Source organism: Cronobacter sp. HA18006 (genome assembly GCF_011605445.1).
Taxonomy (GTDB): Bacteria; Pseudomonadota; Gammaproteobacteria; order Enterobacterales; family Enterobacteriaceae; genus Cronobacter; species Cronobacter sakazakii.
On record NZ_JAANQB010000023.1, the window covers coordinates 273,734 to 285,534 of the forward strand.

The window sequence follows — 11,801 nt, forward strand, 5'->3', positions numbered from 1 at the left end:
GGAGCCGCCATGGAAAGCAAACGCCTTGACTCCTCCGCCCTTGCGGCGGGGATTAGCCCTAACTACATCAATGCGCACGGCAAACCGCAGGCGATTGGCGCTGAGACCAAACGGCGTTTGCTGGAAGCGATGAACCCGGAGGCCGCGCTGAAAGCGGCCGATAAATCGCCGCTGCCGCCGGTAAAAGTGGTGGCAAAGAGCCGCCGTATGCAGTTAACACCGCAGGGCCGCGGCGATTACCACTGGCTGCTCACCAGCGAAACCGGCGAGCAGTTCAGCGGCAACGCGCGCGGCGGCGAGGCACTGACGCTCCCGGCAAAGCTTGACGAGGGGTATCACACGCTGACGCTCACGCGTGACGACAGCCGCTGGCATTGCCGGCTTATTGTCGCGCCGAAGCGCTGCTATGAGCCGCAGGCGCTGCGTGAGGGTAAAAAACTCTGGGGCGCCTGCGTCCAGCTTTATACGCTGCGCTCGCAAAATAACTGGGGCATTGGGGATTTCGGCGATCTGCAAGCGATGCTGAATGAAGTGGGCCCGCGCGGCGGCGCGTTTATCGGTTTAAACCCGATCCACGCGCTCTATCCGGCGAACCCGGAGAGCGCAAGCCCGTACAGCCCGTCGTCCCGCCGCTGGCTTAACGTTATCTATATCGACGTGAACGCGGTGGAGGATTTCCGGCGCAGCGATGAGGCGCAGGCGTGGTGGAAGCTTAAATCCACCCAGCAGGCGCTGAAAGCGGCCCGCGAGTCGCAGTGGGTCGATTACTCGACCGTGACCATGCTCAAGCTCACCGCGCTGAAAATGGCCTGGGCGCGCTTCTCCACGCGTGGCCCGGATGATGACGATGTGGTGGCGTTTCGCGATTTCGTGGCGCGCGCGGGCGAAAGCCTCTACTGGCAGGCTGCGTTCGACGCCATCCACGCCTGGCAGGCGCAGGAAGATCCGATGCGCTGGGGCTGGCCCGCCTGGCCGAAAGCGTATCAGAACACCAGCAGCCCGGAAGTGCAGGCGTTTTGTAAAAACCGCGCTGATGAGGTCGATTTCTACCTCTGGCTGCAATGGCTCGCGTATGAGCAGTTTGCCCGCTGCTGGCAGACCAGTCAGTCGCACGGTATGCCGATCGGGCTGTATCGCGATCTGGCGGTCGGCGTGGCGGAAGGCGGCGCGGAAACCTGGTGCGACCGTGAGCTGTACTGTCTGAAAGCATCGGTTGGCGCGCCGCCGGATATTCTGGGGCCGCTCGGTCAGAACTGGGGCCTGCCGCCGATGGATCCGCACGTGATGCAGGCGCGCGCTTACGAGCCGTTTATCGAACTGCTGCGCGCCAACATGACGAATTGCGGCGCACTGCGCATCGACCATGTGATGTCGCTGCTGCGTCTGTGGTGGATCCCCTATGGCGAAACGGCGGATAAAGGCGCTTATGTGCAGTATCCGGTCGACGATCTTCTGGCGATCCTCGCACTCGAAAGCCAGCGCCACCGCTGCATGGTGATCGGCGAAGATCTCGGTACGGTTCCGGCGGAAATCGTCGGCAAGCTACGCGACAGCGGCGTCTATTCGTACAAAGTGCTCTACTTTGAAAACGAAGGCGGCAGCCGCTTCCGCGCGCCGAAGCGCTGGACGTCGCAGGCGATGGCGGTCGCGACCACTCACGATCTGCCGACGCTGCGCGGCTACTGGGAAAGCGGCGATTTAACGCTTGGGAAAACGCTCGGGCTTTATCCCGACGAAGAGGTGTTAAAGGGACTGTTCGCCGATCGCGAGCGGGCCAAACAGGGGCTGCTGGAGAGCCTGCACCAGCATGGCTGCCTGCCGAAACGCGCAGGGCATCACGCCGCGCGCATGAAAATGGGCGCCACGCTTAACCGCGCGCTCCAGCGCTATATCGCCGACAGCAACAGCGCGCTGCTCGGTCTGCAGCCGGAAGACTGGCTGGATATGGCGCAGCCGGTCAACGTGCCGGGCACCAGCGACCAGTATAAAAACTGGCGGCGCAAGCTCACCGTCGGGCTGGAAGCGATGTTTGCTGATGACACCGTGAACCGGTTGATTAAAGATCTGGATAAACGTCGCCGCGCCGCGTCGGCGGGTAAGCCAGCAAAACGTAAGTAATCGCTCGCCCCTGCGTCGCATACACCGCGCAGGGGCGACTATTTTTCACAGATGCAATAAAAAGCTTGCGTTGTGTGAGCCATCATGCGTTAATGCACTCCTCGGTTTGCGAGACAGACCCGTCGAAAAGCAGTTTAGTAAAGCAGTTCTCATTTCAAGTGTTATCCCAAGATATCCCTTCTTTTTGAGTCTCCTCCATAAGCGCTAAGTAAATTCTGTTATGCAGGCCACGCAACGCCGTAAGGCTCAATGATTTTTTAAGGTGATAACATGTCTGACAAAATGACTGGTTTAGTAAAATGGTTTAACGCGGAAAAAGGTTTCGGCTTCATCACTCCGGACAACGGCAGCAAGGACGTTTTCGTTCACTTCTCCGCTATCCAGAACAACGGCTTCAAAACCCTGGAAGAAGGCCAGAAGGTCTCTTTCTCCGTTGAAAGCGGCGCGAAAGGCCCGGCAGCTGCGAACGTAACTGCCATCTAATCGCTCGCTCTGCGCGGTTTCCGACAGCGATGACGGGTCAGCCCTGAGCAGTGAAATCGACGCAAAAAAGAACCCGCCTCGTGCGGGTTTTTTTATTCCGAGGATACGCGAAAAAAAAGCCCGCTGAAAGCGGGCTTTTTTAATGGCGGGCGATAGCGCTTAGTAGTAAGAGTGCTCGCCGCGCTGGTGTTCGGTGAGATCGCGCACGCCTTTGAGTTCCGGGAACTCGTTCAGCAGTTGCTTCTCGATACCTTCTTTCAGGGTCACGTCCACCATAGAACAGCCGTTACAGCCGCCGCCGAATTGCAAAATGGCGTAGCCTTCGTCGGTGATTTCCATCAGCGTGACACGACCGCCGTGGCCTGCCAGCTGCGGGTTAATCTGCGACTGCAGCATATACTCCACGCGCTCCATCAGCGGCGCGTCATCCGCCACTTTACGCATTTTCGCGTTAGGCGCTTTCAGCGTGAGCTGCGAGCCCAGCTGGTCGGTCACAAAATCGATTTCCGCATCTTCCAGATACGGCGCGCTCAGTTCGTCGACATACGCGGTGAGCAGGTCGAATTTCAGTGCGGTATCCGTAGCTTCCACGGCGTCGGGCGGGCAGTAAGACACGCCGCATTCAGCATTCGGGGTGCCTGGATTGATAACGAATACGCGGATCTGCGTCCCTTCTTCCTGGCTTGCCAGTAGCTTGGCAAAGTGTGCCTGGGCGGCATCGGAAATACGGATCATAGCAATGGCCTAATAGTTGACTATTTTAGTTGGTTATAATACGCCCATCATCGAGGCTCTACAAGGTTCGACACAGGCACCATACCTGGACAGTCGCCGCGCCGTTGCGCTTAAGCAGGCGCGCGATTTGGGCAACAGTACTCCCTGTTGTGACGACATCATCCACAATAACGATATGGAGACCCGCCACCGGTAATTCAACCCGGAAGGCGTTTTTCAGGTTGCTGCGCCGCTGCCGGGCGCTGAGCTGCCGTTGGGGCGGAGCCGCTTTGATTCGCGCTACCGCGTCCGGCGCGTAGCGTATCCCAAGCCAGCGTGACAGCGCCCTGGCGATAAGTGCGCTTTGGTTAAAACCACGCCGCCAGGCGCGTGCGGTGCAGTGGCACGCTGATGATAAGATCCGCTTTGGGAAGGGCGTCTGCGCGTTTCGCCGCCAGGATTTTTAACAGCAACAAACGGGCGAGTGCGGGCGCAAGCGCGGTGCGTCCCTGAAATTTCAACTGATGCACCAGCCCGCTTACCGGCGGCGCGTAATCGCTCGCGGCGAGCAGCCGTTGCCAGACGGGCGGTTTTTGCAGGCAGCGGCCGCATGGTTGCGTCTCAAGCGCGGCAGGCATGCCGCACTGTGGGCACACCGCCACCTGCCGCCGCCGCTGGCAGCGCGAACAAACTCCCCATCCCGGCACGCGCAGCGGCATCCGGCATAGCCAACACATCCCCGGTATTGTTAGCATGACGACCTCCTTGTACATCAATCATGAGAAGAGTAACGGATGAACGACATCTGGTGGCAGACCACGGGCGAAGGAAATTGTCATCTTGTGCTGCTGCACGGGTGGGGGCTGAATGCCGAAGTGTGGCGTTGCATTTCGCAGGAATTAAGCTCGCACTTTACGCTGCACCTGGTAGACCTGCCGGGTTACGGGCGCAGCCAGGGCTATGGCGCGCTGACGCTCAATGAGATGGCGCGCCTGGTGGCGAGCCGCGCGCCCGAACGCGCCATCTGGCTCGGCTGGAGCCTCGGCGGGCTGGTGGCAAGCCAGGTCGCGCTCAATGAACCGTCGCGGGTTGACGCGCTGGTGACGGTCGCTTCATCCCCCTGTTTTCAGGCGGGCGACGACTGGCCCGGTATCAAGCCGGAAGTTTTAAGCGGTTTTCAGCGTCAGCTGAGCGAGGATTTTCAGCGTACGGTCGAGCGTTTTCTCGCGCTGCAAACGCTCGGCACCGAGACGGCGCGCCAGGACGCGCGCGTGCTGAAATCCATCGTGCTGGCGCAGCCGATGCCTGGTGCTGACGTATTAAACGGCGGGCTGGAGATCCTGAAAACCGCCGATCTGCGCGAGGCGCTCACCGCCTGGCAGGGGCCGTTTTTACGCCTTTACGGGCGTCTCGACGGGCTGGTGCCGCGCAAGGTCGCTGCGCTGCTTGATGCACGTTTTCCTGACAGCGAATCGCAGGTATTTGAGAAAGCGGCTCATGCGCCGTTCATCTCTCACCCGCGCGAATTCTGCGATGCGCTGCTGGCGCTGAAGGCTCGCCTGGCAAACCGGTAAAAGCGCGCCATACTTTAGATGTCATTGTTATCGGGCGTTTTTATCCCGCCCTTCACATCATCTGAGCAGGGAGTCATTCATATGAAATTACGCACCGGTATGCTGTTGTCTGTGGTTGTGGGGTCGCTCTCTTTTGGCGCGATGGCGGCACAGGAGCTGCAAAAAGATAAAGTCAAAGAGATGAATCTCACCAAAATCGGCACTATCGTCTCTGACAAAGGCACCGCGCCGATGGATGCGAAAGCCGAACTGGTTAAGAAAGCCGATGAAATGGGTGGCAAATATTATGTCATCACCAGCGGCGAGAAAACCGGCAAAGACATTCACGCCACGGCGGACGTGTATAAATAACGCGTTTATCAATAAAAAGGGCGGGCATCAGGCCCGCCCTGTCTGTTAGCGCAATTGCCACACCTCTTTACGGCACGCCTTGCCTTCCGGGCAGTGGCGACAGCTACCGCTCAGGCAGCCCGACAGCCACTCCTCCTGACGTTCCGCTTTTCCCATCGCTTCCAGGCGACTGAGCATCGCGTTGACCAGCGGCAGCGGCGTCGCGAGCTGTTCGCTGATGCGCTGCGCGTCCATTCTGCCCGAGAGCGCCAGCAGATCGCGCACTTCGATTAGCGTTGCCATCAGTGACACTCTCCGGCGGTGGTTTCGCAGCAGCGCGCCTCGCGGCGTGGCGCCAGCAGGCTGACATCGACCCGGCTGCGCGCCCGGCGCAGCGCGGTCAGCAGCGCTATGTTAAACAATACCACCGCCAGCATCGCCGTCAGGCTAAAGAGCGGATGCGCCTGGAAAGTCGCACCCTGGTAGAACAGGGTCGCCAGCGAATACGCGATATTCAGCCCCCAGAGAATCGAAAAGCCCATCCAGCCGCGGCTCGATTCACGAGCGATAGCGCCCATCACCGAAATGCAGGGAATGTAGAGCAGCACGAAGATCAGATAACTATAAGCGGCGGCTTCGCTGCCAAATTTCGCGCTCATCACGCCCATCGCGCCCGTTGCCATTTCGCCGTCGCCTTTGCTTGCCTCAATCGGGTTCGCCAGCACGCTCAGGCTAAAGGTATCTTTCAGGCTCTGCCAGGTTTCCGCCAGCGCGGCGGTCAGTTCGTCCTTCAGACTGAAACTGGCCGCGTCAAATGGCGCTTCATGAATATTCTCGGCGGTATAAAGCGTGTTCAGCGTGCCGACGACCACTTCTTTCGCCATCGCGCCAGTGAATAACCCAACGGTGGCCTGCCAGTTATCTTCATGAACGCCGATCGGCGTTAAAAGCGGCGTCAGTACACGGCTGACGGAAGCTAGCGCGGAGTCGTTAATGTTGTCTACGGTCTTGCCGCTGAACGAAAAGCTGTTCAGCGCGCCAATGAACACACTGACAATGACGATGACTTTCCCGGCGCGCAGTACAAAGCCTTTCAGACGCTGCCAGGTTTGCAGCAGCAGGCTTTTCAGGTGCGGCACGTGGTATACCGGCAGCTCCATCACGAACGGCGTGGCTTCGCCGCGCATGATCGTATATTTCAGCATCAGGCCGGTCAGGATGGCCATGACAATGCCGAGCAGATAGAGCGAGAAGACCACCAGCGCGCCCTGCTGGCCAAAAAAGGCAGCGGCAAACACGGCGAAAATCGCCAGACGCGCGCCGCAGGACATAAACGGCGCCATCATAATCGTCATCAGCCGTTCGCGCGGCGCATCGAGCGTACGGGCACCCATCACCGACGGCACGTTGCAGCCAAAGCCGACAATCAGCGGAACGAACGATTTACCCGGCAGGCCCAGCGCCTGCATCAGGCGATCCATTACAAACGCCGCGCGGGCCATATAACCCGAATCTTCAAGAAATGACAGAAACAGGTACATCATGCCTATCTGCGGCACAAGCGGCAGCACGGTATTTATACCGCCGCCAATCCCCTGGGCCAGGAACAGCGTCAGCCAGGCGGGAAAATGCAGCGTATAGCCGACCCATTGCAGCCCGTGAATGAACACGGCTACAGAACCCGCGTCGAAAATTGGCTGCAACGCGCCGCCGATGTTAATGGCGAGCAGAAACATCAGATACATCACGCCAAGAAAAATGGGCAGGCCCAGAAAGCGGTTGAGAATGATGTTATCCAGCGCGGCCGTGAGGCGGTGCGGTTCGGCGGTGAGGCTGTTGCTGACCGCATCGCAAATCGTCGAAATACTCTGATAACGGGCGTCAACGATGTGCAGCGCCGGGTCGTCAAGCTCGCTTTCAAGCTGCGCCTGGATTTGCGGGAGCCGTGCGGCGGCATCACCCGCGATGCCGCGGCTGTAAATATCGCCTTCAAGCATTTGCAGGGCGAGCCAGCGGCGCTGCTGGAGGGTGAGTTCGTGAGGCATCGCCGCCGCCAGCGTTTCGGCCGCGTCAACGAGCGGGGCGGGGTAATGCACACGCTCGATAGTCTCGTTGCGCGTGTGGCGATCAAGCGTGAGCTTCAGGCTGTCTATCCCGCGCGCGCGGGTGGAGACCAGCGGCACCACCGGGCAGCCGAGGCGTTTCGCCAGCGCGTCGATATCAATGCGAATATTTTGCTTTTCAGCGATATCGAGCATGTTGAGCGCGACCACGCACGGGATGCCGAGCTCCAGCAGTTGCAGCGTCAGGTAGAGGTTGCGCTCAAGGTTGGAGGCGTCCACCACGTTTATCAGCATGTCCGCCTCGCCGCTAAGGATGTAGTGGCAGGCGATCTGTTCATCGAGCGAGGTTTGTGAGGAGATGGTGGTCAGAGAGTAGGTGCCAGGCAAGTCGACCAGCGTTACCTGATGATCGGTCGTCGCGAAGCTGCCTTCTTTACGCTCGACCGTTACGCCCGCCCAGTTGCCCACGCGCTGCCGCGCACCGGTGAGCTGGTTAAATAGCGTGGTTTTGCCGGAATTGGGATTGCCGATTAAGCCGATGGTTAATTTTTTCATTTGCGTTAACTCAACACAGAAATAGTTCAGCGGGCTGCTTCAACCTGCAAAAGCGCCAGATCTTTTTTTCGCAGTACCAGGCTTACGCGTCGGGTTTCGATATGAATCGGGTCACCCAGCGGAGCCACGCGTTTTACCTCAAACGATGAGCCTGGCAGCATGCCGAGTGACAATAGTTTCTGGCGATAGGCCGGGCTGATTTCTCGGGCGAAACCCGTAATTTTCCAGCTGCTATTAGGTGTGAATTGCATAGGACCTGCTTATTCCGAATGCGCTCAGCGGCGGTGAACCGTGGCGATACAACGGCCGGGAGCCGATTATTGCGCGGGAAGGCGTTGTTTATCTGCTTAAGATGGTAATGAGAATGGTTTTTATCTTCAATAGAATATTGCAGCGCGGCGAGACTTTCTGACGTTTATTTGTTCTGGCGCAAAAAATGCGGCATGGGGTATTTGCAATAAAAGTTTTCAATTTATTTATGCTTTATTTTTCATTTAATTAAATTTAAACGTACAGGCAATTTATTCCTGTGCGCGTTCGGCATGTTATTTATTAGTGCCTGTTGTTATTAAAATGAAAAATGTAACCGCGCACATGTTGGCGTTTATTTCCGGATGTGAGGTTTTTTAAGGCGGCGAGGTGTTTTACCTGTCGAAGAAAGGCGGGTGCGCTGCGCTTACCCACCCTACAAATACGCAAACTGCCCTTTATGATGTGGCGGGTGCGCTGCGCTTACCCACCCTACAAATACGCAAAATGCCTTTTATGGTGTGGCGGGTGCGCTGCGCTTACCCACCTTACTGAACCAAAACGTCTGTCAAAACGTAGGGCGGGTAAGCGAAGCGCACCCGCCAATGGCACCCTCCAAAAAATAATAAAAAAGGCCGGTTTCCCGGCCTTTCTTGTTCCACGACTGCGGATTACCGCTTTTTACCGAACGCGGCGGCGAGCGCGTCGCTCATCGCGCTGTTGCCGCCTGCGTTGCTGTCGCGCGCCGGTTTACGGTTATTCTGCGCCGGACGCTTCTGCGCCTCGCGGCTACTTCCGCCGCCGCGCCGCGCGTTGCCTTCGCCGGGTTGCTCGTCAAGACGCATGGTTAGCGCGATACGCTTACGCGGCAAATCGACTTCCAGCACTTTCACCTTTACGATATCGCCCGCTTTCACCACGGTATGCGGATCCTCGACGAATTTGTCGGAGAGCGACGAGATATGCACCAGACCATCCTGATGCACGCCGATATCCACAAACGCGCCGAAATTGGTCACGTTGGTCACCGCGCCTTCCAGCACCATGCCTGGCTGCAGATCGTTCATCGTCTCCACGCCTTCGGCGAACTGAGCGGTTTTAAATTCCGGACGCGGGTCGCGGCCGGGTTTTTCCAGTTCTTTGATAATGTCGGTCACGGTCGGCACGCCGAAACGCTCATCGGTAAAATCTACCGCCTTCACGTTACGCAACGCGCTGCTGTTGCCCATCAGATCACGCAGCGACTGCTCCGTCGCCGCCAGAATGCGCTCCACCACCGGATAGGCTTCCGGGTGAACCGTTGAGGCGTCGAGCGGGTTGTCGCCGTGGTTAATACGCAGGAAGCCCGCGCACTGCTCAAACGCTTTCGGCCCCAGACGGCTGACTTTCAGCAACTGCTGGCGGTTGCGGAACTGACCGTTCTCATCGCGCCAGGCCACAATATTTTGCGCCATCATGCGCGTCAGGCCCGCCACGCGGGTCAGCAGCGGCACCGACGCGGTGTTGAGATCGACGCCCACGGCGTTCACGCAGTCTTCCACTACCGCGTCCAGTTTACGCGCGAGCTGGCTCTGGCTGACGTCATGCTGATACTGACCCACGCCGATAGATTTCGGGTCGATTTTCACCAGTTCCGCCAGAGGATCCTGCAGACGACGGGCGATAGAGACCGCGCCGCGCAGCGATACATCGAGATCCGGGAACTCCTGCGCCGCCAGCTCAGAGGCGGAATACACCGACGCACCCGCTTCGCTGACAATCACTTTCTGCGCCGTCACTTTCGGGAACTGCTTCTGCACGTCGAGGAAGAAACGCTCGGTTTCGCGCGAGGCGGTGCCGTTGCCGATAGCGACCAGCTCCACATTGTGCTTCTCGCACAGCGCGGCGATGACGACCGCCGCTTTCGCCGCCTGGCCGGTGTGCGGATAGACGGTATCGGTCGCGACCAGTTTGCCGGTGGCGTCAACCACCGCCACTTTAACGCCGGTACGCAGGCCCGGATCGAGGCCCATTGTGGCACGCAGCCCGGCAGGCGCGGCCATCAGCAGGTCGTGCAGGTTACGGGCGAACACGTTAATCGCCTCGTCTTCGGCGCGCTCGCGCAGCGTGCTCATCAGCTCGGTTTCCAGATGCATCAGCACTTTGATGCGCCAGGTCCAGCTCACCACGCCTTTACGCCAGCTGTCGGCCGGGGCGTTATTCAGGCGCAGCCCTAAATGATCGGTAATAATCTGTTCGCAGTAGCTTTCGCGCGGCGGCTCGTCGAATTGCGGATCGGCGTTCAGCGAGAGCTGCAATACGCCCTCGTTGCGACCACGGAACATGGCCAGCGCGCGGTGCGACGGCACCGTGGCGATCGGTTCGTGGTGGGCGAAGTAGTCGCGGAATTTCGCGCCTTCTTCCTCTTTGCCTGGCACCACGGTAGAAACCAGATGCGCGTTTTTCCACAGGTAGTCGCGCACTTTGGCGAGCAGCGCCGCGTCTTCGGCAAAGCGCTCCATCAGGATATAACGCGCGCCGTCGAGCGCGGCTTTGGTGTCGGCCACGCCGTTATCGGCGTTAATAAATTTTGCGGCTTCCGCTTCCGGGTCGTGAGACGGCTCGTTCCACAACAGGTCAGCGAGCGGCTCAAGGCCCGCTTCAATCGCTATCTGCCCGCGGGTACGGCGCTTCGGTTTGTAAGGCAGGTAGAGATCTTCAAGCTCGGTCTTGCTCTGGGTGCCGGTAATGGCCGCCTGAAGTTCATCGGTCAGCTTGCCCTGATCGGCAATCGATTTGAGGATAGCCGCACGGCGCTCTTCGAGTTCGCGCAGATAACCCAGACGCGTCTCCAGCTGGCGCAACTGGGTGTCGTCCAGACCGCCGGTGACCTCCTTACGATAGCGTGCGATAAACGGCACGGTGTTCCCTTCATCAAGCAGGCGAATGGCAGCGTCTACCTGTTCAGCCCTGGCCTGAAGCTCACTGGCGATAATACGACTGAGCGAATCATTCATCATGGCAATATCATCTGTTATGTACAAAAAGTCAGGGCACAGTTATACGGACTGAAGGGTAAAAATGCCAGCCGTAGCCGCGCCCGCGGCGGGTTTCGGAGCTATCCGCAAAGGGCTTACTTCACATACTCAATGGCGTTTACATACCAGATGGCTTCGCCGCCCGGCGTCTGGACGGTCGCCACGTCGCCTTCCTCTTTTTTGAGCAGCGCGCGGGCCATAGGGGAGTCGATGGAGATGTAATCTTTGCGCCCGAAAATCTCGTCATAGCCGACGATACGAAAACGCTTCACGTCGCCGTCATCATTTTCCACCTCAACCCAGGCACCGAAAAAGACTTTGCCTTCCTGCTGCGGCGAATAATCGACGATTTTCAGGTTCTCAAGGCATTTGGTGAGATAGCGCACGCGGCGGTCGATTTCGCGCAGGCGCTTTTTGTTGTACTGGTAATCGGCGTTTTCACTGCGATCGCCAAGACTTGCCGCCCAGGTCACTTTTTTGGTGACTTCAGGCCGCTCCTCGCGCCACAGATAATCGAGCTCTTTTTTCAGTTTTTCGTAGCCTTCGCGGGTTATTAACGGCGTTTTCATCGGCTGGCCTTCGCTGAGAATTTTAACGTCCGTACCTTAGCGGGCGCGGTAGCGAATGTGAAGCGCCTGGCGCGTGAAAACGCGCCTGTTCCACATGCCAGAAACAACCCGGCCAGCATACGAAATGCG

10 protein-coding genes and 1 pseudogene are annotated in these 11,801 nt (G+C 58.6%); 4 read left to right on the forward strand and 7 right to left on the reverse strand.

The window, feature by feature from the left end:
* The first annotated feature begins 9 nt into the window (after nucleotides 1–9).
* The gene (malQ, locus tag G9X48_RS17595) at nucleotides 10–2,118 is read left to right on the forward strand and encodes a 4-alpha-glucanotransferase (protein WP_097641888.1); all 2,109 of its coding nucleotides are present in this window, start codon (nucleotides 10–12) and stop codon (nucleotides 2,116–2,118) included.
* A gap of 270 nt (nucleotides 2,119–2,388) precedes the next feature.
* On the forward strand, nucleotides 2,389–2,601 hold the full coding sequence (cspA, locus tag G9X48_RS17600) for an RNA chaperone/antiterminator CspA (RefSeq protein WP_004386389.1): 213 nt from the start codon (nucleotides 2,389–2,391) through the stop codon (nucleotides 2,599–2,601).
* A 159-nt stretch (nucleotides 2,602–2,760) separates the two neighbouring features.
* On the opposite strand, the gene nfuA is transcribed toward cspA, so the two are convergent.
* Both nfuA and gntX read right to left on the reverse strand, forming a co-directional pair.
* The gene (nfuA, locus tag G9X48_RS17605) at nucleotides 2,761–3,336 is read right to left on the reverse strand and encodes a Fe-S biogenesis protein NfuA (protein WP_004386390.1); all 576 of its coding nucleotides are present in this window, start codon (nucleotides 3,334–3,336) and stop codon (nucleotides 2,761–2,763) included.
* A 58-nt stretch (nucleotides 3,337–3,394) separates the two neighbouring features.
* A pseudogene (gntX, locus tag G9X48_RS17610) lies at nucleotides 3,395–4,070 on the reverse strand (DNA utilization protein GntX).
* Nucleotides 4,071–4,109: 39 nt separating this feature from the next.
* On the opposite strand from gntX, the gene bioH reads away from it, so the two are divergent.
* The gene (gene bioH / locus G9X48_RS17615; protein WP_097641889.1) at nucleotides 4,110–4,889 is read left to right on the forward strand and encodes a pimeloyl-ACP methyl ester esterase BioH; all 780 of its coding nucleotides are present in this window, start codon (nucleotides 4,110–4,112) and stop codon (nucleotides 4,887–4,889) included.
* A gap of 81 nt (nucleotides 4,890–4,970) precedes the next feature.
* Complete coding sequence (locus tag G9X48_RS17620) at nucleotides 4,971–5,240, forward strand: YdgH/BhsA/McbA-like domain containing protein (protein WP_004386392.1); 270 nt, start codon at nucleotides 4,971–4,973, stop codon at nucleotides 5,238–5,240.
* Between the two features lie 45 nt (nucleotides 5,241–5,285).
* Here G9X48_RS17620 and feoC read toward each other — a convergent pair whose 3' ends face one another.
* The 5 genes from feoC to greB all read right to left on the reverse strand — a co-directional run bounded on the left by feoC (nucleotide 5,286) and on the right by greB (nucleotide 11,672).
* A complete protein-coding gene (feoC, locus tag G9X48_RS17625) occupies nucleotides 5,286–5,522 on the reverse strand; it encodes a [Fe-S]-dependent transcriptional repressor FeoC (protein WP_004386393.1) in 237 nt (78 codons plus the stop codon).
* The gene (gene feoB, locus G9X48_RS17630) at nucleotides 5,522–7,837 is read right to left on the reverse strand and encodes a Fe(2+) transporter permease subunit FeoB (protein ID WP_097641890.1); all 2,316 of its coding nucleotides are present in this window, start codon (nucleotides 7,835–7,837) and stop codon (nucleotides 5,522–5,524) included. Before feoB ends, feoC begins: the two co-directional genes overlap by 1 nt.
* Nucleotides 7,838–7,863: 26 nt before the next feature.
* Entirely contained in the window at nucleotides 7,864–8,088 is a 225-nt protein-coding gene (gene feoA / locus G9X48_RS17635) for a ferrous iron transporter A (RefSeq protein ID WP_004386395.1), read from the reverse strand.
* Between the two features lie 669 nt (nucleotides 8,089–8,757).
* Nucleotides 8,758–11,085: a Tex family protein gene (locus tag G9X48_RS17640; RefSeq protein ID WP_012126383.1), complete on the reverse strand. Its 2,328-nt coding sequence runs from the start codon at nucleotides 11,083–11,085 to the stop codon at nucleotides 8,758–8,760.
* Between the two features lie 113 nt (nucleotides 11,086–11,198).
* Complete coding sequence (gene greB, locus G9X48_RS17645; protein WP_032987511.1) at nucleotides 11,199–11,672, reverse strand: transcription elongation factor GreB; 474 nt, start codon at nucleotides 11,670–11,672, stop codon at nucleotides 11,199–11,201.
* Nucleotides 11,673–11,801 lie beyond the last annotated feature (129 nt).

Excerpts from the sequence above, each read along its gene's own strand:
- G9X48_RS17620 (WP_004386392.1), top strand. The coding sequence starts at position 4,971 with ATGAAATTACGCACCGGTATGCTGTTGTCTGTGGTTGTGGGGTCGCTC.
- greB (WP_032987511.1), bottom strand. The coding sequence starts at position 11,672 with ATGAAAACGCCGTTAATAACCCGCGAAGGCTACGAAAAACTGAAAAAA.
- feoC (WP_004386393.1), bottom strand. The coding sequence starts at position 5,522 with ATGGCAACGCTAATCGAAGTGCGCGATCTGCTGGCGCTCTCGGGCAGA.
- bioH (WP_097641889.1), top strand. The coding sequence starts at position 4,110 with ATGAACGACATCTGGTGGCAGACCACGGGCGAAGGAAATTGTCATCTT.
- malQ (WP_097641888.1), top strand. The coding sequence starts at position 10 with ATGGAAAGCAAACGCCTTGACTCCTCCGCCCTTGCGGCGGGGATTAGC.
- cspA (WP_004386389.1), top strand. The coding sequence starts at position 2,389 with ATGTCTGACAAAATGACTGGTTTAGTAAAATGGTTTAACGCGGAAAAA.
- feoB (WP_097641890.1), bottom strand. The coding sequence starts at position 7,837 with ATGAAAAAATTAACCATCGGCTTAATCGGCAATCCCAATTCCGGCAAA.
- nfuA (WP_004386390.1), bottom strand. The coding sequence starts at position 3,336 with ATGATCCGTATTTCCGATGCCGCCCAGGCACACTTTGCCAAGCTACTG.
- G9X48_RS17640 (WP_012126383.1), bottom strand. The coding sequence starts at position 11,085 with ATGATGAATGATTCGCTCAGTCGTATTATCGCCAGTGAGCTTCAGGCC.
- feoA (WP_004386395.1), bottom strand. The coding sequence starts at position 8,088 with ATGCAATTCACACCTAATAGCAGCTGGAAAATTACGGGTTTCGCCCGA.